General features: G+C 64.1%; 18 protein-coding genes. 8 read left to right on the forward strand and 10 right to left on the reverse strand.

All coding sequences use genetic code 11. The features are described 5' to 3' along the window. Positions 1-142: 142 nt before the first annotated feature. Positions 143-1,534, forward strand: a complete 1,392-nt coding sequence (gene hpnO, locus V1280_RS41685) for an aminobacteriohopanetriol synthase HpnO (RefSeq protein ID WP_334536639.1) — start codon at positions 143-145, stop codon at positions 1,532-1,534. Positions 1,535-1,657: 123 nt separating this feature from the next. On the opposite strand, the gene V1280_RS41690 is transcribed toward hpnO, so the two are convergent. The 6 genes from V1280_RS41690 to V1280_RS41715 all read right to left on the reverse strand — a co-directional run bounded on the left by V1280_RS41690 (position 1,658) and on the right by V1280_RS41715 (position 7,100). Further along, positions 1,658-2,422 carry an anti-sigma factor family protein gene (locus tag V1280_RS41690; protein WP_334536641.1) on the reverse strand — a complete coding sequence of 255 codons (765 nt, stop codon included), beginning with the start codon at positions 2,420-2,422 and terminating at the stop codon, positions 1,658-1,660. Then, positions 2,419-2,967, reverse strand: coding sequence for a sigma-70 family RNA polymerase sigma factor (locus V1280_RS41695; RefSeq protein ID WP_334536643.1), 549 nt, complete (start codon positions 2,965-2,967; stop codon positions 2,419-2,421). Before V1280_RS41695 ends, V1280_RS41690 begins: the two co-directional genes overlap by 4 nt. A gap of 139 nt (positions 2,968-3,106) precedes the next feature. Continuing rightward, positions 3,107-3,436, reverse strand: a complete 330-nt coding sequence (locus V1280_RS41700; protein ID WP_334536645.1) for a cupredoxin domain-containing protein — start codon at positions 3,434-3,436, stop codon at positions 3,107-3,109. Between the two features lie 24 nt (positions 3,437-3,460). After that, the gene (locus V1280_RS41705) at positions 3,461-4,405 is read right to left on the reverse strand and encodes a metallophosphoesterase family protein (RefSeq protein ID WP_334536647.1); all 945 of its coding nucleotides are present in this window, start codon (positions 4,403-4,405) and stop codon (positions 3,461-3,463) included. A 178-nt stretch (positions 4,406-4,583) separates the two neighbouring features. After that, positions 4,584-5,468 (reverse strand): alpha/beta fold hydrolase, encoded by an 885-nt coding sequence (locus V1280_RS41710; RefSeq protein ID WP_334536649.1) that lies wholly within the window; start codon positions 5,466-5,468, stop codon positions 4,584-4,586. A gap of 12 nt (positions 5,469-5,480) precedes the next feature. Then, the gene (locus V1280_RS41715; protein ID WP_334536650.1) at positions 5,481-7,100 is read right to left on the reverse strand and encodes a GMC family oxidoreductase; all 1,620 of its coding nucleotides are present in this window, start codon (positions 7,098-7,100) and stop codon (positions 5,481-5,483) included. Between the two features lie 175 nt (positions 7,101-7,275). Here V1280_RS41715 and V1280_RS41720 point away from each other — a divergent pair, with 175 nt between their 5' ends. Further along, complete coding sequence (locus V1280_RS41720; protein WP_148776535.1) at positions 7,276-8,448, forward strand: M20 aminoacylase family protein; 1,173 nt, start codon at positions 7,276-7,278, stop codon at positions 8,446-8,448. A gap of 76 nt (positions 8,449-8,524) precedes the next feature. Here V1280_RS41720 and V1280_RS41725 read toward each other — a convergent pair whose 3' ends face one another. The 3 genes from V1280_RS41725 to V1280_RS41735 form a co-directional block, all read right to left on the reverse strand. Continuing rightward, complete coding sequence (locus V1280_RS41725) at positions 8,525-10,147, reverse strand: inorganic phosphate transporter (RefSeq protein ID WP_334536653.1); 1,623 nt, start codon at positions 10,145-10,147, stop codon at positions 8,525-8,527. Positions 10,148-10,262: 115 nt separating this feature from the next. Further along, positions 10,263-11,705 carry a UdgX family uracil-DNA binding protein gene (locus V1280_RS41730; RefSeq protein ID WP_334536655.1) on the reverse strand — a complete coding sequence of 481 codons (1,443 nt, stop codon included), beginning with the start codon at positions 11,703-11,705 and terminating at the stop codon, positions 10,263-10,265. Then, positions 11,705-12,940, reverse strand: coding sequence for a putative DNA modification/repair radical SAM protein (locus tag V1280_RS41735; protein ID WP_334536657.1), 1,236 nt, complete (start codon positions 12,938-12,940; stop codon positions 11,705-11,707). Before V1280_RS41735 ends, V1280_RS41730 begins: the two co-directional genes overlap by 1 nt. Positions 12,941-13,102: 162 nt before the next feature. Here V1280_RS41735 and V1280_RS41740 point away from each other — a divergent pair, with 162 nt between their 5' ends. From V1280_RS41740 to V1280_RS41755, 4 genes are all read left to right on the forward strand, one after another. Continuing rightward, entirely contained in the window at positions 13,103-13,906 is an 804-nt protein-coding gene (locus tag V1280_RS41740) for an ImuA family protein (protein ID WP_334536659.1), read from the forward strand. After that, positions 13,806-15,386, forward strand: a complete 1,581-nt coding sequence (locus tag V1280_RS41745) for a Y-family DNA polymerase (protein ID WP_334536660.1) — start codon at positions 13,806-13,808, stop codon at positions 15,384-15,386. The genes V1280_RS41740 and V1280_RS41745 overlap by 101 nt, the downstream gene beginning before the upstream one ends. Then, positions 15,383-18,757: an error-prone DNA polymerase gene (locus V1280_RS41750; protein WP_334536662.1), complete on the forward strand. Its 3,375-nt coding sequence runs from the start codon at positions 15,383-15,385 to the stop codon at positions 18,755-18,757. Before V1280_RS41745 ends, V1280_RS41750 begins: the two co-directional genes overlap by 4 nt. Before the next feature lie 137 nt (positions 18,758-18,894). Next, a complete protein-coding gene (locus V1280_RS41755; protein WP_334536664.1) occupies positions 18,895-19,596 on the forward strand; it encodes a hypothetical protein in 702 nt (233 codons plus the stop codon). A 33-nt stretch (positions 19,597-19,629) separates the two neighbouring features. Here the strand turns inward: V1280_RS41755 and V1280_RS41760 are convergent, their stop codons facing one another. Continuing rightward, positions 19,630-19,917, reverse strand: coding sequence for a hypothetical protein (locus tag V1280_RS41760; RefSeq protein WP_234681297.1), 288 nt, complete (start codon positions 19,915-19,917; stop codon positions 19,630-19,632). A gap of 113 nt (positions 19,918-20,030) precedes the next feature. Between V1280_RS41760 and V1280_RS41765 the strand changes: the two genes are divergently transcribed. Both V1280_RS41765 and V1280_RS41770 read left to right on the forward strand, forming a co-directional pair. After that, positions 20,031-21,434: a CoA transferase gene (locus V1280_RS41765; protein WP_334536667.1), complete on the forward strand. Its 1,404-nt coding sequence runs from the start codon at positions 20,031-20,033 to the stop codon at positions 21,432-21,434. A gap of 140 nt (positions 21,435-21,574) precedes the next feature. After that, positions 21,575-22,819, forward strand: a complete 1,245-nt coding sequence (locus V1280_RS41770; RefSeq protein ID WP_334536668.1) for an efflux RND transporter periplasmic adaptor subunit — start codon at positions 21,575-21,577, stop codon at positions 22,817-22,819. The last annotated feature ends 11 nt before the right edge of the window (positions 22,820-22,830 follow it).

Raw genomic sequence — 22,830 nt, forward strand, 5'->3', positions numbered from 1 at the left:
GAGTGTTCCTTGGCAGTGCAACATGGTTTAAAGCTGTGCTTGCGAAGATGGTCCGAAAAAGGGCAAAAGGCCGCACAGACCCTTTTCCGTTTGCTGACCGTTTTCAGTTGACGAAGCGGCCCTCAACCGAAGTATGTAGCGGATGAACAGTCCAAATCCAGACATGTCCCAGTTGTTCGCGGACCGTCAGGCCCAGCGCAGCACCCTGCATAATCGGTATCTGAACGAGCAATTCGTCCGGGTTCTCAAGACCATCGGCTACGACGTCGGCTTCCAGAAGGGGCAGGGGCAGTACCTCTACGATCGCGAGGGGGCGCGCTATCTCGACCTCCTGTCCGGCTTTGGCGTGTTCGCAATCGGGCGCAACCATCCGGTGATGCGCGATGCGCTGAAAAGCGTGCTCGACGCCGATCTGCCCAATCTCGTCCAGTTCGACGTCTCGGTGCTGGCCGGCGTGCTCGCCGAGCGGCTGCTGAAATACGTTCCCTATCTCGACAAGGTGTTCTTCGCCAATTCCGGCGCTGAATGCGTCGAGGCGGCGATCAAGTTCGCCCGTGGCGCCACCGGCCGCCCCGGCATCGTCTACTGCGCCCACGGCTATCACGGCCTGACCTATGGCGCGCTGTCGCTGACCGGTGATTCGAACTTCCGCACCGGTTTCGAGCCGCTGCTGCCGGGTTGCACCTCGGTTCCGTTCAACGATCTCGCGGCGCTCGAGAAGGCGCTGGCCTCGCGCGAGGTCGCCGCCTTCGTGGTCGAGCCGATCCAGGGCAAGGGCGTCAACATGCCCTCCGATGAGTTCCTGCCTGGCGCGGCCGCGCTCTGCAAGAAGTACGGCACGCTGTTCGTCGCCGACGAAATCCAGACCGGCATGGGCCGCACCGGCCGCTTCCTCGCGGTCGAGCACTGGAACGTCGAGCCCGACATGGTGCTGCTGTCGAAGTCGCTGTCGGGCGGCCACGTGCCGGTTGGCGCCGTGCTGACGCGCAAGAACATCTTCGACAAGATCTTCAACCAGATGGACCGCGCGGTGGTGCACGGTTCGACCTTCTCCAAGAACGATCTGGCGATGGCCGCGGGCATCGCCACGCTCGACGTGATGGAATCGGAGAAGCTGATCGAGTCCGCCGCCAAGCGTGGCGCCGAGCTTCGCCTTGCGCTCACCCGCATGGTGCCCGGCTACGAGCTGATGAAGGAAGTGCGCGGCAAGGGCCTGATGATCGGCATCGAGTTCGGCCCGCCGAAATCGCTGCGGCTGCGGGCGTCCTGGAACGTGCTGGAAGCCGCCAACAAGGGCCTGTTCTGCCAGCTCATCACCGTGCCGCTGTTCAAGGATCACAAGATCCTGACGCAGGTCGCCGGTCACGGCAGCCACACCATCAAGCTGCTTCCGCCGCTCACCATCACCGAAGAAGACTGCAACTGGATCGAGCGCGCCTTCGACGACGTCATCGCCGGCAGCCACAAGGTCCCCGGTGCGATCTGGTCGCTTGGCAAGACGCTGGTGGATAACGCGGTGCGAAGGTCGGCCTGATCACTTGCCGAGGCCTCTCGGCATTCGTCATTGCGAGCGAAGCGAAGCAATCCAGACTGTCTCCGCGGGGGTAACCTGGATTGCTTCGTCGCTAACGCTCCTCGCAATGACGACGCAGCAACGCTATCCCTCCACATTCGCCTTCATCGCCGCCTCGAACTTGTCGACGAACTCGGTGAGCTCGTCGCCGCCGATATCGCTGACGGCCCAGAAGTTCAGGCCGCGCTCGCCCCAGCGGCGGCAGTTGAACCCCTGCATGGTCTGGGTCTTCGGCGGTCGATGCTCGGTGCTCGCGGTCTGCGACACGAACAAATTGATGATGTGCTGCCGGCGCCGGTAGACCACCGCCCCAATCGCGCGCGCATCGACATAGTCGAGCCGGCCGCCGACCAGCGTAAAACCTTGCGCGGTGAGGTCGATCACGGGCGGGGCGACATCGAGCTTGCCGTTGAACCATGGTTTGACGGTGTGCTGGTCGGTCGAGACCACGTCAATGAGGTGGCCGGCCTGGAGCGAGCGCAGATGCGCGGAGACAACCTCCGAGAGGACGCGCTGCTGGTCGTCCTGACGCAGAACGACGGCGACGACGCCTGAGGCGGCGAGGGCCGAGACCGCCGAACCCATCGCGAAACCGCGCAGCACCGAACGTCGGCTGGGCTGCGGCCGCGCTTGCGGCATCGACGCTTCGATACGGGCGCGGAGGCCAGCGGGAGCGCTGTAGCGCAGCTTGGTGTCGGCCAGCACGCGCTTCATCTCGCGTTGTGCCGCCAACTCGGCCGCGCAGGCCGGGCAGCTGGCGATATGGGCTTCGACCTCGCGCGCATGGCCGGCATCGAGCTCGTTGTCGAGCAGCGCGTGAAGCAGGATTTGTGCTTCGTCGCAGGTCATTTCGAGTGCTCCTCTTCCGCCGTCCAGGCCGCGCGCAGCATGGCGCGAGCGCGGGCGAGGCGGGACATCACGGTGCCGACGGGGGCACCGACAGTTTCTGCAATTTCACGATAGGACAGGTTGTTGATCTCCCGCAGCACGAAGGTTTCCTTGAACGGCTCGGCGAGCGCGTCGATCATCTTGCGAATGGCGCCGGCGTCGCGGCTGCGCAGCACCTCGGTCTCCGGGCCCGCCTCGTTTTCCTGCCACATCGGGGTCTGGTCGGCGGCGCCGGGCGTGTCCTCGATCGCGGCGTGCGAGTGCGCGCGTCTGGCGTATTCGGCGTTGCAGACATTGCGCAGGATCGCGAACAGCCACGGCTTCATCGCCGGGCCGCGATAGCTGTCGAAGTGCTTGAGCGCGCGCAAATAGCATTCCTGCACCGCGTCCTCCGCGTCGGAGGCGTCGCGCAGCAGGTAGCGTGCGAGCGTGTAGACGTCGTCGAGATAGGGGAGCGCCGCCTCACGGAAGCGCTGCGCCTTCTGGAAATCGTCGCTGACGGGCATCGCCTCTCGCTTTGCCTCTTGCTGCGTTTCGTAGGTCGTTGCGTGCTTCGTGTCGTCGTTGGGCCTGACCGAAGGCACGCGAGCCCGGCCGGCGTGGGACCACCGGCCGGGCAAGACAGAGATGCCTTGGTTGGAGACGTTACTCAACCTTGATCATCCCGGTCATGTGCGGGTGCAACGAACAAAAATACTTGTAGTCGCCCGCATTGGTGAAGGTGAACGTGAATTTGTCGTCGGTATCCAGGGTCTTGGACCTGAACTTGCCGGCCGACACCACGGTATGGGGGATGTCGTCCCGGTTGGTCCAGGTTACGGTCGTGCCGACCTTGATCTTGAGCTCCGGAGGCTGGAAAACGAAATTGTCGATATGCACCTCCATGTTGGCGTCGTCGGCACGGGCGGTTGTGACGGGTAGCAGGATGGCCGCGGCCACGGCGACCCCGAAGTCGCGGCGATTGAGTGTCTTCATTGTCAGCTTCCGTTCAGCCCTGAATCAACCCTGCAGCGGCGTGTCGATGATCGCGAGCCGCTGCTCGTTCTGCTTGAAGTTGATGCTGGCGACCCCGAGCATCGAGCGGAGCTTGGCGTCCTCGACCTTCATCGGTCCGGGCGATGGGGCAGCTCCCGGCGCCGGTTGCGGGAAAGCGGTCGAGCGTGCGGTGTGGAAGGTGACGTTGCCCTCGACCTTCTGCATCACCTGGTGGATGTGGCCGTTGAGCACGGTGACCGAGCCGAAACCCTTGACGTATTCGAGCGCGCGGCCGCCGTCCTCGGTGCCCCAGCCCCATTCCGGATAGACGGTCCAGAGCGGAATATGCGCGAACAACACAACAGGCGTGGATTTCGACTTGCCGCGGAGGTCGTCCTCGAGCCAGGCCAGCTGCTCGGCGCCGAGATTGCCGAGACCGCCGCCCTTGAGGTCGACGACGTTGACGAGGCCGACGAAGTGCACGCCGCCGGCGTCGAAGGAGTACCAGCCCTGGCCCTTGGTGCCGCGGCCGTAGCGCTCGCGATAGAACTTCACTTCCTCATCGAGGAAATCATGCTCGCCGGGCACGTAGTGCACGTCCAGCTTGGACTGCGAGATGATGCGATCGGCGTTGTCGAACTCGGAGGCTTTCGACAGATGGGTGATGTCGCCGGTGTGGATCATGAACGACGGCTTGACCGGCATCGCATTGATCTTGTTGACGGCTTCCTCCAGCGTGCCCAGCGCATTGGGGTTGGCCGGCTTGTCGAAGCCGACATGGCTGTCGCTGATCTGGAGGAAGGTCATGCCGGGCGTGGCGGCGGTTGCCGCCTCAGCAGAATCGATGATGCCGAGCGAGCGCGGCACGCCGCCCGTGACGGTCCAGAGCACCCCGGTGCCGGCCCATGTCATGCATTCCAGCACCTTGCGGCGGCTGACGCCGTCTTCCCCGTGATCGTGTCCGCTCATCGCACGTCTCCTTTGGCCCGGAATTGGGCCGTCTGGGAGGTGATCGGGGGAGGGGTGGGTTTATTCGCGGGGGGCGATGACGTTTTCGTGAGGTGGGGTCACACACGCCGTTTGAGCCCGCGGCACGGCAGCGCGCAATCTGTGGCGCTGCGTCCGGGACAAGGAGATGAACGCGGATCTACACCGAAAATTCCCGGACTGCCCGCAGCACGAGGGCGGGGGCTTCCTGCGCCACGCAGTGGCCGGCGCCTTCGAAGGCAAGCGCCCGGGCGTGCGGGATAAGCGCCATGGCACGTGAGGCCATCTCCTTGTAGATCGGCCCCGAGGTCTCGGCGGTGGTCACCGTCACGGGGCACGCGATCTCGCCAAACCAGGCGAATGGATTGCCGCGCGCGTCGCCGAGGTAAACCTGCTCCATCGCCTCGTAGATCGGACGCAGCATCGCCGACTCGATCTCAGGCGTGCAGCAAAGCCGCACCCGGCCATTGTCGAGCGGCGTAAAACCGTGCCGCACATAGGCCCACAGCGAAGCCTCGGTCCAATCCGCAAAAGCGGGCGCGGCACGGTAGCGCTTGAAGGCGGCATCGCGACTGTCGAACTCCGCCTGCCGGCGCAGCGCACCCTGCACGCGGGACAGCGATTGCTCGCTCAGTCCCACGGATGGATCGCGCGCCGCGTGCGGGTTCATCACGGTCGGCTCCATCACGAACAGGCGCGTGAAGCATCCCGGCAGCAGCTTCGCTGCCAGCAACAGATCGGTTGCGCCCGCGCTGTGGCCGATGCCGTAGACATCGCGCAAGCCCAGCGCGCCGATCACCCGGCAGATGTCGTCGGCATAGTCCGCAAAGTGATAAGCGCGGGGCTTGTGGCTGGCGCCGTGGCCGCGGCGATCGAGCCCGTAGACGGTGTAGGTCGCTGCGAGATCGCGCGCGACCTCGTTCCAGACGTCGGCGACGAAGCCGGTGCCGTGCACGAGCAGGGCGGGCGGTTTGCCGCTGTCGCCCCATTGCAACATGGCGATCTCTGCGCCGGCCGGGCCGATGGAAAAGCGCTGACTGATCATGGTGATTGGATGCTACTTCGTATCCTCCAGGATCATCGCAGCCCCCTTCTCGGCGATCATTGCCGTCGGCGTGTTAGTATTGCCCGAGGTGATCGTCGGCATGATCGAGGCATCGACGACGCGAAGACCCCCGAGGCCATAGAAGCGCAGACGCTCGTCGACCACGGCCAGGGGATCATTCGCCGCGCCCATCTTCGCCGTGCCGACGGGATGGAAGATGGTGGTGCCGATATCGCCCGCGGCTTTTGCGAGCGAGGCATCGTCGTCGCCGACGGTGGGGCCGGGCAGATATTCGCTCGGACGATATTTTGCCAGCGCCTTCTGCTGCATCAGGCGGCGCGTGGTGCGGATGGCGTCGGCGCCGACCTGGCGGTCGTCATCGGTCGACAGATAGTTCGGCGCGATGATCGGCTTTTCATCGGGCGTCGCCGAGCGCAGCCGTACGGTGCCGCGCGAGGTCGGCTGCAGATTGCAGGCGCTCACCGTGATCGCCGGGAAGCGATGCAGGGGATCGCCGAACTTGTCGAGCGACAGCGGCTGCACGTGGAACTGGATGTTGGCGCGCGCGCGTGTCGCGTCGGAACGCGTGAAGATGCCGAGCTGCGACGGCGCCATGGTTAGCGGACCGCGGCGGCGGAAGGCGTAGTCCAGGCCCATCAGGCCGCGGCGGAACAGATTGTAGTAGGTCTCGTTCAGCGTCCGCACGCCCTCGACCTTGTAGATCGCGCGCTGCTGGAGATGGTCCTGCAGATTGTGGCCGACGCCGGGCTTGTCCATCACGATGTCGATGCCGAGCGGCGACAACCAGTCAGCGGGCCCGATACCGGAGCGATGCAGCACCTGCACCGAGCCGATCGAGCCGGCCGAGAGGACCACCTCGCGCTTTGCACGCGCCTCGATGATTTCGCCGTTCCGGATGAAGCGCACACCGGCGGCGCGGCCCTGCTCGATGATCAGACGATCGACCAGCACATTCTTCTCGAGCCGCAGGTTCGACCGGTTCAGCGCCGGCTTGAGGAAGCCGCGCGCAGACGACCAGCGCCGGCCGCGCTTCTGGTTGACGTGGAAATAGCTCGTGCCTTCGTTGTCGCCGGTGTTGAAATCCGGGATGCGCTTGATGCCCATTTCCTCGGCGGCATCACCAACGGCATCGAGAACGTCCCAGGACAGTCGCGGCGCCTCGATGCGCCAGCCGCCGCCGGCGCCGTGATGCTCGCTTGCACCCAGGAAGTGATCCTCGAGCCGTTTGAACAGCGGCAGCACGTCATCATAGCCCCAGCCGGTCATGCCGAGCTGGCGCCAGTGATCGTAATCGGCGGCCTGGCCGCGCATCGAGATCATGGCGTTGATCGCCGAAGAGCCGCCGATCACCTTGCCGCGGGGATAGGCGAGCGCGCGGCCGTTCAGCCCCGGCTCGGCCTCGGTCTTGAACAGCCAGTCGGAGCGCGGATTGCCGATCGCGAAGAGATAGCCGACCGGAATATGGAACCAGATCCAGTTGTCGTCCCCGCCGGCCTCGAGAATGAGGACGCGGTTCTTAGGATCGGCCGACAGCCGGTTGGCAACGATGCAGCCGGCCGTTCCGGCGCCCACGACAATGTAGTCAAACTCACCTTCAAGCCGCCTTGGCATTCTGCTTCCACCCGGATGGTCCCTTAACGTTCCGTCCTAATAGGCAGACGGAGACGACCGGGACAAGTCCGGCCATGCCGCATCGGCAGAGCTAGACCCGATCCCCGGCAGTTGGGTGGACTGGTGCTTGCATGGTAGACAGGCCTGCAATTTCAACAAAGCTCGAGACCCCTCCATGCCCATCGTGAACCGCGTCGCCGACCTTCAACCCGATATCCAGGCTTGGCGGCGGGACATCCACCAGCACCCCGAGCTGCTGTATGATGTCCACCGCACCGCAGCATTCGTCGCGGATCGCCTGCGCGAGTTCGGTTGCGACGAGGTCGTGACCGGCATCGGCCAGACCGGCGTGGTGGGCGTGATCAAGGGCAACAAGCCGGCCGGCGAGGGGCTCAAGGTGATCGGCATGCGGGCCGACATGGACGCGCTGCCCGTCGATGAGCAGACCAACCTGCCTTACGCCTCCAAAACTCCGGGCAAGATGCACGCCTGCGGCCATGACGGCCACACCGCGATGCTGCTCGGCGCCGCGCGCTATCTCGCCGAGACCCGCAACTTCGCCGGCGATGCCGTCGTGATCTTCCAGCCGGCCGAGGAGGGCGGCGCCGGTGGCGCGGCCATGGTCAAGGACGGCATGATGGAGCGCTTCGGCATCGAGCAGGTCTACGGCATGCACAACGGCCCTGGCATTCCGATCGGCTCGTTCGCGATCCGGCCCGGCCCGATCATGGCGGCGACCGACGAGGTCGACCTCATGATCGAGGGCCTCGGCGGCCACGCCGCACGTCCGCACAAATGCGTGGATTCCGTTCTGGTCGGCGCGCAACTGATCACCGCGTTGCAGTCGATCGTCGCGCGCAGCGTCGATCCCTTGGAATCGGCCGTGATCTCGATCTGCGAGTTCCACGCCGGCAACGCCCGCAACGTCATTCCGCAAACCGCGATTCTGCGGGGCACCATCCGCACGCTGACGCCGGAGGTGCGCAAGCTGGTCGAGAAGCGCGTGCGCGAAGTCGTGGCGGGCGTCGCCCAGATCACCGGCGCCAAGATCGATCTGCACTACAAGCGCAACTATCCCGTGGTGAACAATCACGCGGCGGAGACCGAGATCGCGTCGCGCATCGCCAAGCAGGTCGCTGGCGATGCCAATGTGCTGGAGATGTCGCCGCTGATGGGCGGCGAGGACTTTGCCTACATGCTGGAAGCGCGCCCCGGCGCGTTCATCTTCTGCGGCAACGGCGACAGCGCCGGCCTGCATCACCCCGCCTACAATTTCAACGACGAGGCGATCGTGTTCGGCACGTCGTATTGGGTCAAGCTGGTCGAGGAACAGCTCGCGGCGTCCTGAACCTCGATGCCAGAGCAGAAATGAAAAAGGGCCCGTGCATCGCACGGGCCCTTTGACGTCAGCGAGGGGCGATCTCTCAAAAGACGTGAGAGAAGAAATAGTACAGCGAGCCCGAGATGATCATCGCGGCCGGCAGGGTCAGCACCCAGGCCATGGCGATGTTGCGGATCGTGGCCCATTGCAGACCCGAACCATTGGCAGCCATCGTGCCCGCGATGCCTGACGACAGCACGTGGGTGGTCGACACCGGCAGGCCGTAGATGTCGGCGGCGGCGATGGTGGCAGCCGCCGTGATCTCGGCGCAGGCGCCCTGCGCGTAGGTCAGGTGCGTCTTGCCGATCTTCTCGCCGACCGTGACGACGATGCGCTTCCAGCCGACCATGGTGCCCAGCCCAAGCGCGATGGCGACCGCGATCTTCACCCAGCCCGGGATGAACTTCGTGGCGCTGTCGAGCGAGCCCTTGTACGCGTTGAGCACAGCGACGTCGGCGGCGTTGAGCTCGGCTTCCTTGTCCTTCATCAGGAAGCGGAGCGCTTCCGAGGCAAGGTACATGTCGTTGCGGGTGTTGCCGACGACGTCCGCCGGAACCTTCGCCAGCGAGCCGTAGGTCGTAACCTGCTTGGCGATATCGCGCACGAGCACGGCAAGCGACGGGAACGTGCCGCCGTTGACTTCGCGCGTGGCGACGTAGCTGGTCACCGCGGGCCGCGGATTGCCCAGCACGTTGTAACCGGCAGCCTTGCCTTCGATGATCTTGCTGGCCGCTTCCGAGTTCGTGACGAAATGTTCGATCTCGGTGGCCGGCAGCGCGCGGTTGAGCGCATAGGCCGTCGGCACGGTGCCGATCAGGATCAGCATGATGAGGCCCATGCCTTTCTGGCCGTCGTTCGAGCCGTGGAAAAAGCTCACCAGCGTGCAGGTGAGGATCAGGATGCCACGGATCCACCACGGCGGCGGCTGGTCGCCCTTCGGCTCGCCGAACAAAGCTGGCGTGGCGCGCAGCAGCACGCTGCGCAGGATGTACAGCAGGATCGCGGCGAGTGCGAAGCCGAACAGCGGCGACAGCAGCAACGCCTTGCCGATGTTGGTTGCCTGCGACCAGTCGACGCCCGAGGTGCCGCTGCGGCCATGCAGGACCGCGTTCATGATGCCGACGCCCATGATCGAGCCGATCAGGGTGTGCGAGCTCGAGGCCGGCAGGCCGAAATACCAGGTGCCGACGTTCCAGATGATGGCGGCGATCAGCAGCGCAAACACCATGGCGAAGCCGGCGCTGGAGCCAACTTGAAGGATCAGCTCGACCGGCAGCAGCGAGACGATGCCGAACGCGACTGCGCCCGAAGACAGCAGCACGCCGAACAGGTTGAACATGCCGGACCACACCACGGCAATGTTGGCGGGCAGGGAGCGCGTGTAGATAACGGTCGCGACCGCGTTGGCGGTGTCGTGGAAGCCGTTCACGAACTCGAAGCCGAGCGCGATCAAAAGCGCGACGAAGAGCATGAGGAAGGGGGCGATGCTCTTGACCTGCGTGCCGGTCGCATCGACGTCGACCCAGATGCTGTAGGCAACGAAGAGCAGCGCCGCAGCGATGACTCCCATATAAATGATGCCGGTCAGCGGATGGAATCCGCCTTCAAGGTCTGGCCCCTTACGCAAGGCCGGCTCGATGGAGCCGGGTAAAGCAACGTCACTCATCGGAATTCTCCTCTCCCAATGCCTCCGATTTTGCGCGCGGCGTGTGACAGCCAGTTGAAATGGTTGAAAAACTATTGATAAGGCGGAACTTTTCTACCGCCTGTTGCGGAGGGCGTCAGGCGGCGTGGGCGGATTTCTTCTGCATACCGGCCGCGATCTTCAGGTCTTCGACAAAACGCTGATATTCCAGCACCTTCGCCTCCGGATCGGGCAGCCGCAGCAAATAGGATGGATGCACCGTCACCAGGGCTTTGCGTCCATCGGGAAGCTCCATAATCCGGCCGCGGGTTTTGCCGATGGGCGTGATCTTGCCGAACACGCTTTGTGCGGCGGTGGCGCCCATCGCCACGATGAGCTCGGGCTGGATTGCCGAAACTTCCCGCTCATACCATTGCCGGCAGGCTTTGATCTCCGGCGTTGCCGGTTTCTGGTGCAGGCGGATTTTTCCGCGAGGCAGAAATTTGAAGTGCTTCACGGCGTTGGTGACATAGACCTTCTTGCGATCGACGCCGGCTTCCGCGAGTGCACGGTCGAGCATCTGTCCGGCCGGGCCGACGAAGGGATGGCCGGCGAGGTCTTCCTTGTCGCCGGGCTGCTCGCCGACCAGCATGATGGTGGCGTCCTTCGGGCCTTCGCCGAACACGGTCTGCGTCGCGTCCTTGTAGAGCGGGCAGGCGCGGCAATGCGCAGCTTCTTCGCGGAGCGCGTCGAGATCGTTGGTGGCAGGTTTACGTGTCATCGGAGCCTCCGGCCGCTTCTGAGGCTTGTGCGGATCGGTTGCGGCATTGGCGATCATGGCGCCGGTCATGCGCTCGGCGTCCTCGATCAGGGGCTTAATGATCGAGGCCTCGGGCAGGTTCCTCCAGTATTTCTTCGGCATCTCCGTCTGCATCGCCTTCACCTTCAACCGCGCCGGATTGAAGATGCTGGCGTAGTAGCGCCGCCAGGTTTCTTCCAGCCGGTCTTCGCCCGGCGCCTCGTTCTTGCTCACGCCCGGCGTGAACGAAAGCGCGTGGCCATCCCAATGCGCGCAGAGATCCGGCGTCAGGATCGACCACGGCATGTCGGCAAAGCGCTTGGCGAAGAACGGTGCGGCGAGCTCGACGATGTGATGCTCCGGCTCGAACCAGGCGACGTAATGCGCGTCACGTTCGCGGCCGATCTCGCGGAAGCGCACGAAGGCGTGCATCTTGTGCTCGTCGCGATGGACCGCTCTCGCCATCGCTGTAGCTAGCGCGACGTCAGGATCGGTCGCGACCTCGATGAGATCGTGATTGTCCTTCAGCCGAAACAGCAGGCGATAGAGGATCGCAAAGCGCTTGACATCGCGATGCAGGATGGCGGCCTGGGCGAGGTCGACGAATTTGCCTGATACGTTGAAGGTGCCGTCGTTGACCTCGAGGATCGGAGACGGCGCAGGCGGTGCGAACAACTCGGCTTCACCGCCTTGCACGGCCCAGGTGACATCGGTGGGCTTCACATGATGAAGCACGAGCGTGCGGGCGGCTTTGCGCCAACCGTCGAAATCGGTTTCGGTGTCGAGGATGATGTACTGCATCAGAATCCAAACCCCAGTTGTGTTGCTTTCGGCTTGAACCGTTCGATCAGCCGCGCCTCGTCGAGGCGATGCGGCATGGGCCGGTGATCGCTGAGCACGATGAACGGCATCGCCTTGTTGCGGGGCACGTGCAGCCGCGCGAGATCGGAGAGACGGATCGTGGTGGTGCGCCGCGTGGCGATGATGCGCTCGACCGCTTTGGTGCCGAAGCCCGGCACGCGCAGCAGCTCCTCGCGACTGGCGCGGTTGACGTCGAGCGGAAAACGGTCGCGGTGGCGCAGCGCCCAGGCGAGCTTTGGATCGATGTCGAGCGGCAGCATGGCGCTGTCGTCGACGATCTCGCCGACATCGAAGCCGTAGAAGCGCATCAGCCAGTCGGCCTGGTAGAGCCGGTGCTCGCGCAGCAAGGGCGGCTGTACCAGAGGCAACGCGCGGCTGGCGTCGGGGATCGGGCTGAAGGCTGAATAATAGACGCGCCGCAGCCGGTAGGAGCCGTAGAGATTGGCGCTGGTGCGGAGGATGGTGTGGTCGTTCGCGCCATCTGCGCCGACGATCATCTGCGTGCTTTGGCCGGCCGGCGCGAAACGCTGCGGCTTTGCTTTCGTCTTTGTGCTGCTGATATCCTCGGCTTCGTCGAGCTTCAACCGCAGCCGGCCCATGGTGCGGCGGATCGCGCGCACGTCCTTCTCGGGCGCGAATTGCTGCAGGCTGGTCTCCTCAGGCATTTCGATATTGATGGAGAGACGATCGGCATATTTGCCGGCCTCCGCGATCAGCGCGTCATCGGCCTCCGGAATGGTCTTGAGATGGATGTAGCCGCGGAAGTGATGCTCCTCGCGCAGTTTTCGCGCGACGCTGACCACTTGCTCCATCGTGTAGTCGGGGCTGCGGATGATGCCGGAGGAGAGAAACAGACCTTCGATGTAATTGCGCCGGTAGAAGTCCAGCGTCAGCTTGACCACTTCGTCGATGGTGAAGCGGGCGCGCGGCACGTTGGAGGAGGTGCGGTTGACGCAATAGAGGCAGTCGTAATTGCAGGCGTTGGTGAGCAGCACCTTGAGCAGCGAGATGCAGCGTCCGTCCGGCGCGTAGGAATGGCAGATGCCCATGCCCGGCGCGGTCGACCCCATGCCCTTGCCGTCGCTGGAATCCCGCTTCTCGGTGCCGCTGGAGGCGCACGACGCGTCGTACTTGGCGGCGTCTGCGAGAATCTCCAGCTTACGTTGCACGTCCATTATTGAATCCCTTTGATTCCGCTCATGAATCCAACAGAACACCAATTCGATTGACTCCCCGGCCGCCGTTAGCTTTATATTAGAACATATCATGAACAAATGAGCCAGCCGCTGGTTCTTCTTTTGAAAGCCACGGCATCAAATCTTTGAGGAGCGGCGAGCATGAGCGGCGCACGCATCAGCGCGCTTGCGACCTTGCGCAGCCAGATCGAACGGATCGAGACCGCAGAGGTCGTGCACCATCACGACCGCGTCGCGCTCGGCCACCGCGAGGTGGACCACGCCTTGAAAGGCGGGCTCGCACGCGCGGCGATCCACGAGGTGTTTTGCGAGGGGCGTCAGGGTGCGGCCGCGACGGGCTTTGTCACCGGGCTTGCGGGCCGCGTCACGGTGCGCCGGCCGCTGCTGTGGGTGCGGCAGGATTTTTCGGAACTCGAGACCGGCGCGTTGTCGATGAGCGGGCTCGCCGAGCTCGGCCTCGATCCACGCCGCGTGGTGATGGTGCGTGCGGCTGACGTAGAGAGCGCGCTGCGCACCTCCGCCGATGCGCTCGCCTGCGATGCGCTCGGCGCCGTCGTGCTCGAGCTCTGGGGCGAGACGAGGCAGTTCGATCTGGTCGCGAGCCGCAAGCTGACGCTGGCCGCGCAGTCGTCCGGCGTCACCGGCTTGCTGCTGCGGATGGCCGCACAACCTTTGCCGTCGACTGCGGAGACGCGATGGATGCTGCGCGCCGCGCATTCGCCGCCGGGTTCGGCCTCAATGCCTGCGGCGCCTTGGAGTGCCTGGGGCGCGCCGCGTTTCGATGTCGAGCTGTTGCGTAACCGTCATGGCCCGTGTGGCCGGTGGATCATGGAATGGAAGTGTGATGAGTGCCAGTTCTCTGAACCGTCGGCGTATCCTCAGCCTGTGGCTGCCGCGCCTGCCCATCGATCGGATCCAGCGGTTCTTCAACGGCGCGTTGGGTGAGCCCAGCATCGTCGTCATCAAGGACAACAATGCGCTGGTGATCCATGCGCTGGACGAAGCCGCCGAGCGGCTCGGTCTGTACATCGGCCAGCCGCTGGCGAATGCGCGAGCGATGTGTCCGGACTTGAAAGTGTTCGACGCCGATGTCGTGGCCGATGCGAAGACGCTGAGCGACATCGCCGATTGGTGTGACCGCTTCACACCGCTGGTGGCGCTCGATCCGCCGCACGGGCTGTTCCTCGACATCAGCGGCTGTGCGCATCTGTTCGGCGGCGAGGCTGCGCTGTTGCAGACGCTGGTTCGGGCGCTGGCGCGCCAGGGTTTTGCGATCGGCGCCGCGATCGCCAGCACCTCGGTCTGCGCGCGCACGCTGACGCGGCAAGCTACGGGCAGCATCGTCGCCGATGGCGGGGAGGCCGCGGCGATCGACCGGTTTCCAGTATCCGCGCTTGGTGCGGACGAGACGATCACCACCGGCCTGCGCCGGGCCGGGCTGAAGACGATCGGCGATGTTGCCTCGCGCACGCCGAGCGAAATCACGGCGCGGTTCGGCGCGCGGTTCTCCACGCTGCTCGCGCATGCGCTGGGGCAGGGCGATGCGCCGATCAGCCCGCGAAAACCGCTGCCCGATTACATCGTGGAAAAGCGCTTTGCCGAGCCGATCGCGACCGACACCATGATCGCGATGACGCTGTCGCGGCTGGCCGACACGCTGATCGCTTCCATGGAGAAGCAGGGCAAGGGCGCGCGACGCCTGGAAGCCGCGTTCTTCCGTACCGACGGCGTGGTGCGCGCGATCATGGTCGAGACCGGACGTCCCGTGACGCGAAGCGCGGTGATCGACCGGCTGTTTCGCGAGCGTCTCGATGCGCTTGCCGATCCTCTCGATCCCGGTTTCGGCTTCGACATGGTGCGCCTGTCGGCGAGCCGCACCGAGATCGTGGTGCAGGAGCAGCGCGATCTCGACGCTCATGTCCATGACAATGACGAGCTCGCCGCGCTGATCGATCGCATTGCCGCGCGCATCGGCGGAAAACGCGTCGTTGTGCATCTGCCGCAGGACACCCATATCCCTGAGCACGCGGTGCTGGCCGCGCCCGCGCAGCATCATCTCGCCGCCGCCATGCAGGCCGAATGGCCGGCGCGCGCCGAGAGCGAGCCGCCGTTGCGTCCCCTGCGGCTGTTCGACAAGCCGGAGCCGGTCACAGTTCCGTTCGCGACCGTGCCTGATGGCCCGCCGCATCAATTCACCTGGCGGCGCGCAAAACATGCGGTGGTGCGGGTGGAAGGACCCGAGCGCATCGCGATGGAGTGGTGGCGGCAGGACGGCAAGCAGCTGACGCGGGATTATTTCCGCATCGAGGATGCCGAAGGCCTGCGCTTCTGGATTTTTCGCGATGGTCTTTACGAGGGAGAGGTGTTCGACGGCGACGGCAAGCCCGCTCCGCCCCACTGGTACGTGCACGGTCTCTTCGCATGATTACGCCCGCTTATGCCGAGATCGGCATCACCACCAATTTCTCCTTCCTGCGCGGCGGCTCGGATCCGCGCGCCTATGTGCATCAGGCCAGCAAGCTCGGCATTCCCGTGATCGGCATTGCCGATCACAACACGCTGGCCGGCGTGGTGCGCGCCTGGAAGGAGCTCAACAATGACAAGGTTCTGCACAGGCCAAAGCTGCTGATCGGTGCGCGCATCGTCTTCATCGACGGCACGCCCGATATTTTTGTCTATCCGCGCGACCGCGCCGCCTATGGCCGGCTGTGCCAACTCCTCACCAGAGGCAAACGCGGCGACGACATCACGCGGATCGAGAAGGGCGAGTGCCATCTCACCTTCGCCGATCTGCTGGAGTTTTCGGAAGGCCAGCTCCTGATCCTGACGTTGCCGCATCGGTTTGATGATGCGCAGGCGCTGGATGTACTTGCACAGCTCAAGGCCAGCCGCGCCGAAGGCGTGTGGCTCGCCGCAAGCCTGATCTATCGCGGCGACGACCGCCGCCGCCTGTCGCGGCTCGATGATCTCGTAGCCAAAGCAGGCGTGCCGCTGCTTGCGACCAACGAGGTACTCTATCACGATCCCGGCCGCCGCCCGCTGCAGGACGTGCTGACCTGCATCCGGGAAAAGACCACGATCGAGGCGGTCGGACGCAAGCTGGAAGCCAATGCCGAACGCTTTCTGAAGACGCCCCGCGAGATGGCGCGGCTGTTCCGCGATTTTCCCGAGGCTGTCGCGGAGACCATGCGCCTTTCCGACAAGATCGACTTCTCGCTCGACCAGCTCAAATACCAATATCCGGATGAGCCGGTGCCGCCGGGCAAGACCGCGCAGGGACATCTTGAGGATCTGACCTGGGCGGGCGTCGACACATATTTTGGTGGGAATATCGACGACAAGCTGCGCGCCACCCTGAAGAAGGAGCTCGCGCTGATCGCCGAGCTGAAATACGCGCATTATTTCCTCACCGTGCACGACATCGTCCACTACGCGCGCAGCCAGAATATTCTGTGCCAAGGGCGGGGATCGGCAGCGAATTCGGCCGTGTGCTACGTGCTCGGCATCACCTCGGTCAATCCGACCAGTGTCGATCTGCTGTTCGAGCGCTTCATCTCCAAGGAGCGGCTGGAGCCGCCCGATATCGACGTCGATTTCGAGCATTCGCGGCGCGAGGAGGTGATGCAATATGTCTATCGCCGTTACGGCCGCCACCGCGCCGCGATCATCGCCACCATCATCCATTATCGCCCGCGCAGCGCCATCCGCGATGTCGGCAAGGCGCTGGGGCTGACCGAGGACGTCACCGCGGCGCTCGCCGACACCGTCTGGGGTAGCTGGGGCAAGGGCCTCAACGACATGCAGGTCAGGCAGGCCGGGCTCGATCCCCAAAATCCCATGATCAACCTCGCGGTCGAACTCGCGACCGAGCTGATCGAATTCCCGCGCCACCTTTCGCAACATGTCGGCGGCTATGTGCTCACGCAAGACCGGCTCGACACCTATGTGCCGATCGGCAACGCCGCGATGGACGACCGCACTTTCATTGAATGGGACAAGGACGACGTCGACGCGCTCAACATGATGAAGGTCGACGTCCTCGCGTTGGGCATGCTGACCTGCATCAGGAAGTGTTTTGATTTGATCGATCAGCACAAGGGCGAGCGCTGGGTTCTGGCGAGCGTTCCTCAGGACGATCCCAAGGTTTACGATATGCTGTGTGATGGCGAGTCGCTCGGCGTGTTCCAGGTCGAGAGCCGCGCGCAGATGAACATGCTGCCGCGGCTGAAGCCGCGGACGTTCTACGATCTCGTCATCGAAGTCGCGATCGTGCGGCCCGGGCCGATCCAGGGCGACATGGTGCATCCTTACTTGCGACGGCGAAACGGTCAGGAAAAGGTGAGTTATCCGTCTCCGTCGCCGGACCATGGCGACAAGGACGAGCTTTACAATGTGCTGCACAAGACGAAGGGCGTGCCTCTGTTCCAGGAACAGGCGATGCGCATCGCGATCGAGGCGGCGAAATTCACTCCCGAGGAAGCCAACGGTCTGCGCCGCTCGATGGCGACCTTCCGCAATGTCGGCACCATCGGCCAATACGAGGAAAAGCTGATCGGCAACATGGTCGCGCGCGGCTATGATGCAAACTTCGCCAGAAGCTGTTTTGATCAGATCAAGGGCTTTGGCTCCTACGGCTTCCCGGAGAGCCATGCCGCGAGCTTTGCCCAGCTCGTCTATATCTCGTCATGGCTGAAGTACCATCATCCCGACGCTTTCTGCTGCGGCCTCTTGAACTCGCAGCCGATGGGCTTTTACGCGCCGGCGCAGATCGTCGGCGATGCGATCAAGAATAGGGTCAAGGTTCGTGCGATCGATGTTTCCCATAGTTTCGCGCAGAGCACGCTGGAAGAGCCGGATGGAGACTATTGCGCTGTTCGTCTGGGCTTCCGTCAGATCGACGGCTTTCACTGGCTCGATCCGGATGAGGAGAAGCTCAAGAAAAAGCAAGCAGAGCGGCGAGGCGAAGAATATGTCACTCAGGAAGACTGGGCCGACCGCATCATCAAGGCTCGCGACCGCCAACGGTTTTCCTCGCTCGAGGATTTTGCCCGCGACACCGGCCTGCCCAAGCGCGCGCTGATCCTGCTGGCGGACGCTGATGCATTCCGCTCGCTCGGGCTCGACCGTCGCGAGGCGCTGTGGCAGGTGCGACGGCTGCCCGACGACGTGGCGCTGCCGCTGTTCGAAGCGGCCACCGCGCGCGAGCAACCGGACGAGCAGGCCAAACCGTTGCCGGTGATGCCGCGTCCCGAACAGGTCGTCGCCGACTACCAGACCATCCGGCTGTCACTCAAAGGCCATCCGATGGAGTTCCTGCGCGAGATGTTTTCGCGCGAGCGGATCGTCGCCTGCAAGGAGATCAGTCATGAGAACGAGCGGCGCCGCGTCCGCTGCGCCGGCGTGGTGCTGGTGCGGCAGCGGCCGGGCAGCGCCAGCGGCGTGGTGTTCATGACGCTGGAGGACGAAACCGGCATCGCCAATGTCGTGGTGTGGCCCAAGGTCATGGAGCAGTACCGCAAGGAGGTGATGGGGGCGCGCCTCATCGAGGTACAGGGCTATATCCAGAGCAGCCCCGAGAAGGTGACGCATCTGATCGCGCAGCGCATGATCGACCGCTCGCACGATCTGGTCGGCCTCGCCAACGATGCCCTGAGCCGCAAGTCTCCGGTGCCGGCAGGCGCCAACGTGATCGAGCCCCTCAACGACGACCGCCGCGACCACGCGGACATGCCGGCGCAAAAAATCCGCCACCCCCGCAACGTCCGCATCCTGCCACCGTCGCGGGATTTCCATTGAGGAGTCACGAACAACCGCAGGGATCGGCTGATCCCGCTCAACGATCAATACGATTTGAATCAAGTCTCTAAGCAACCCGAAAGCGAGATACGCCTATATCCTTCGTCGTGCCCGATTTGGACACGACGGAGTGATGCTTGCAGCAACTGGAATCGCCGCAACGACCGCGCGGTCTCGCCATCGCCGTAAAGCCGGATCGAAGACCCTCCCGCGTCGATAGGCTGGGCCTCTGGTTATCCAAGGGCAGCACGATCGACAGGCTTTGGATCGGGACGACCGAAAGCAAGCCTTACCCGGCGCTGCATCGCGTGGACGACGCCCTCCAGCTCATCAAACGTTACGACCCACTCAACTATTCCCGTATCACCCGCAATCTCGACCGAATATGGGTGCACCTGCTCCCCAGCGCCCAGGCGCACTATGATCGGTCATTGAACGCCTGCGCCCTCGATGAACGCTACGTTCTCAACGAGACAATGACGCTCGAGCAGATCGCCTCTACCATCGTTCATGAAGCGACCCACGCCCGCTTGGAAGGGTGGGGCATCCAGTATCTCGAGGCGATGCGCATTCGGATCGAATCGATCTGTCTCCGGCGCGAGTTGAGTTTCCTCGCGAAGCTGCCTGACAGCGAGCCCTTGCAGGATGAAATTGTGCGTGCGCTGGAGTGGTGTACCAGCGATCCCGACTTTTACTCTGACAAGAACTTTTGGTGGCGACGTCAGGAAGGCGAGGTGGAAACCTTGCGCTACCTGAACGCCCCGAACTGGCTGATCAGATGGGCGATGTGGCTCATCCGCAGACGGCGCCAGCGCGCGTCTGTGTTGCCGGAGTCTTAGGTCTTCGATTACGGCTCCCCGCAATGCGTGCCTTCACTCCGGCGAAGCCCCCACCGGCGGCCCGCCGGGCGGACGATGCAGGAAGGTCAGCGACGCATACGCGCCGACCCAGGATCCGATCGCCGCGAAAGCGACATAGAAGGCGTTTTCGGTGTAGCTGATCACGGCATAGGAGGAGAGCAGATACCAGACTGCGCTCCAGTTCGCCGCCGGCACGCGCTTGCGCGCAATCACGGCCGAGGTGAACATCACATAGACTGCGTCGGTGGCCGCCGTTGCGACGAACACAGCGCCTGCGGTGAGGGGGTCGATGGCGGCCATTGCATTTCCTTATGTGCTCATGAATGGTCGCAAAGGCTACAGCATGATCCGGAAAAGTGCGCAGCGGTTTTCCGAAAAGATCATGCTCAAGTCTGAAAGGGAGAGAAGAGGCCATGCAAAGCCCCGCCGACATTCTCAAGGATATCTGGACTTCCGCCGGTGGCGACAAGGCCGCGCTCGCGCGCGTGCGCCTGACCGGCGACGAGCCGCAAATCCCGTCCTCGTTCCGTGTCGCCGTCGCCGGGCAAACAACGATCGCCGCTGCCGGCCTTGCCGCCGCCGAAATCTGGCGGCAACGCAGCGGCGAGGCGCAGGACGTGAGCGTCGACCTGCGTCACGCCGTCGCCGAATGCCGCTCCGAGCGCTATCTGCGCCTCGACGACAAGCCGCCGCCACCGGCCTGGGACGCCATCGCCGGCGTCTACAAGACCGGCGACAGCCGCTTCGTCCGCTGCCACACCAACTTTAGGCATCATCGCGACGCCGTCTGCAAGGTGCTTGGCTGCGTACCCGAGCGCGAGAAGGTGCAGGCCGCGCTGATGCAATGGAAGGGCGAGGATTTTGAGACGGCCGCCTATGCTGCCGGCGGTGTCGTTGCTCTGATGCGTTCTTACGACGAATGGTCGGTGCTGCCGCAAGCGCGCGCACTCGCCGAGCTGCCGCTGATCTCGATCGAGAAGATCGGCGACGCCGCGCCCAAACCATGGCCTGAAGGCGATCGCCCGCTCGCAGGTCTTCGCGTGCTCGATCTCTCCCGCGTCATTGCAGGTCCCGTCGCCGGCCGCACGCTCGCTGCGCACGGCGCCGACGTGCTGCTGGTCTCGGGGCCCGACTTGCCAGCCATTCCCTGGCTCACCATCGACACCGGCCGCGGCAAGCTCACGACCTTCATCGAGCTGAAGAGCGAGGCGGGCAGGGCGCAGATGCGCACGCTGTTGAAGGACGCCGACATCGTCTCGCAAGGCTATCGCCCGCGCGCGCTCGCCACCCTCGGCTTCTCGCCTGAGCAGGCCGCGGAGATCAATCCCGGCATCGTCTACGTCACGCTGTCGGCTTACGGCCATGCCGGCCCATGGGCCGAGCGGCGCGGCTTCGATTCGCTGGTGCAGACCACGACCGGCTTCAACGACGCGGAAGGCAAGGCTGCCGGCATCGACGGTCCCAGGGAATTGCCGGCGCAGATGCTCGACCACGCCACCGGCTATCTGATGGCGTTCGGCGCGATGATGGCGAGGGCGCGCCAGGCCCGCGAAGGCGGCAGCTGGCACGTGCGCGTGTCGCTGGCACAGACCGGACGCTGGTTGTGGAATCTCGGCCGGCTCAAAGGCGGTCTCAACACCCCGGATCTTACGGGCGAGGCTGTACATGCAGCGTTCATGGAAACAGTGTCATCTGGCTTCGGCAGGTTGATGGCGGTGCGCCATTCGGCCGTGCTGTCGCGGACGCCGGCTCAATGGAGCCGTCCGGTCATGCCTCTCGGCAGCCATCCGCCGCAATGGCCGGCGAAGCTGACGTGAAGCTGACGTGTCGCAAAATTTTAACGCAAACCGAAGGACGGCCAGCGTTTTTTAGGTTGTTTGAAATCCCAATTCGGCACTATTAGCGCGACCGATGAGGCAGCCGTCTGCCGAGATCGTCGCAGACATGACCGGGCCCCATGGTAGTTGAAAATACCAAGCGATTGCAGGTGCTTACAAAACAACGGGTGATCACATCCGTAGTTTTACTGGCGCTTGCCGGCGCTGGCGGCTACGGCTTCCTGTTTGCAGGCGCCAAGGACAAGAGCCACTCGGAGGTCTCGAGCCAGTCGCGCAGGAACGCCCAGAATTTCACGCCGACACCGTCCGAATGGGCGACGCTGACGATCGAGCCGGTCAATGCCAAGGCCTTCCGCGCCGAGTACGTCACCGAAGGCAAGGTCGCGGTCGATGAAGACCGCTCGACGCCGGTGTTCTCGCCCTATGCAGGCCGGGTGACCAAGCTGCTCGCCAAGCCCGGCGAGAGCGTGACCCAGGGTCAACCGCTGTTCACAATCGAGGCCGCCGACACCGTGCAGGCCCAGAACGATTTCATCGCGGCGATGACGTCGCAGAACAAGGCAAAGTCGGCACTCGAGCTGGCCGACATCCAGTACCGGCGCGCCAAGGATCTCTACGAGGGCCGCGCCATTCCGCTCAAGGATTATCAGCAGGCGGAAGCGACCCAGGTCCAGGCGCAGAACGATATGCGCTCTTCGGTGACGGCGCTGGAGGCCGCAAACAACAAGCTGCGCATCCTCGGCTTCACCGACGAGACGATCAAGGCGTTCCAGACCAAGAGCACGATCAATCCGGAAATCACCATCTATGCGCCGATTTCGGGCACAGTCGTGCAGCGCAAGATCGGTCCCGGGCAATATGTCAGCGCCGGCGCCAGCGATCCGGTCTTCGTGATCGGCGATCTCTCCACGGTCTGGCTCACCGCCTTCGTGCGCGAGAGCGACGCTGCCCAAGTCAGCGTCGGGCAGGACATCAGCGTCAACGTGATGGCGCTGCCGGGCCGCCCCTTGACCGCCAAGATCAACTACGTTGCCGCCGCGATCGATCCCAATACCCGCCGCCTGCTGGTCCGCGCCACCATCGACAACAAGGATGGCCTGCTCAAGCCGGAAATGTTCGCCAACGTCACGATCTATTCGGCCGGCGACCGCGCGGCGCCTGCGGTGCCGAAGCAGGCGCTGATCTACGAAGGCGACCAGGTCCGCATCTGGGTCGCGCGCGAGGACAAGTCGGTCGAGCTCCGCCAGATCAAGATCGGCCTCATCAACGGCAACCTCGTCGAGGTGACCAGCAACCTGAAGCCGGGCGAGAAGATCGTCGTCAAAGGCAGCCTGTTCATCGACCGCGCGGCGTCCGGTAGCTGACGACCCAAGAA

It is taken from the genome of Bradyrhizobium sp. AZCC 2230 (assembly GCF_036924495.1).
GTDB lineage: Bacteria > Pseudomonadota > Alphaproteobacteria > Rhizobiales > Xanthobacteraceae > Bradyrhizobium > Bradyrhizobium rifense.

Coding starts and splice junctions, on each gene's coding strand:
- V1280_RS41720 (WP_148776535.1), top strand. CDS start 7,276: ATGCCCATCGTGAACCGCGTCGCCGACCTTCAACCCGATATCCAGGCT.
- V1280_RS41695 (WP_334536643.1), bottom strand. CDS start 2,967: ATGCCCGTCAGCGACGATTTCCAGAAGGCGCAGCGCTTCCGTGAGGCG.
- V1280_RS41735 (WP_334536657.1), bottom strand. CDS start 12,940: ATGGACGTGCAACGTAAGCTGGAGATTCTCGCAGACGCCGCCAAGTAC.
- V1280_RS41745 (WP_334536660.1), top strand. CDS start 13,806: ATGAGTGCCAGTTCTCTGAACCGTCGGCGTATCCTCAGCCTGTGGCTG.
- hpnO (WP_334536639.1), top strand. CDS start 143: ATGAACAGTCCAAATCCAGACATGTCCCAGTTGTTCGCGGACCGTCAG.
- V1280_RS41740 (WP_334536659.1), top strand. CDS start 13,103: ATGAGCGGCGCACGCATCAGCGCGCTTGCGACCTTGCGCAGCCAGATC.
- V1280_RS41700 (WP_334536645.1), bottom strand. CDS start 3,436: ATGAAGACACTCAATCGCCGCGACTTCGGGGTCGCCGTGGCCGCGGCC.
- V1280_RS41760 (WP_234681297.1), bottom strand. CDS start 19,917: ATGGCCGCCATCGACCCCCTCACCGCAGGCGCTGTGTTCGTCGCAACG.
- V1280_RS41770 (WP_334536668.1), top strand. CDS start 21,575: ATGGTAGTTGAAAATACCAAGCGATTGCAGGTGCTTACAAAACAACGG.
- V1280_RS41765 (WP_334536667.1), top strand. CDS start 20,031: ATGCAAAGCCCCGCCGACATTCTCAAGGATATCTGGACTTCCGCCGGT.
- V1280_RS41710 (WP_334536649.1), bottom strand. CDS start 5,468: ATGATCAGTCAGCGCTTTTCCATCGGCCCGGCCGGCGCAGAGATCGCC.
- V1280_RS41705 (WP_334536647.1), bottom strand. CDS start 4,405: ATGAGCGGACACGATCACGGGGAAGACGGCGTCAGCCGCCGCAAGGTG.
- V1280_RS41715 (WP_334536650.1), bottom strand. CDS start 7,100: ATGCCAAGGCGGCTTGAAGGTGAGTTTGACTACATTGTCGTGGGCGCC.
- V1280_RS41730 (WP_334536655.1), bottom strand. CDS start 11,705: ATGCAGTACATCATCCTCGACACCGAAACCGATTTCGACGGTTGGCGC.
- V1280_RS41690 (WP_334536641.1), bottom strand. CDS start 2,422: ATGACCTGCGACGAAGCACAAATCCTGCTTCACGCGCTGCTCGACAAC.
- V1280_RS41750 (WP_334536662.1), top strand. CDS start 15,383: ATGATTACGCCCGCTTATGCCGAGATCGGCATCACCACCAATTTCTCC.
- V1280_RS41725 (WP_334536653.1), bottom strand. CDS start 10,147: ATGAGTGACGTTGCTTTACCCGGCTCCATCGAGCCGGCCTTGCGTAAG.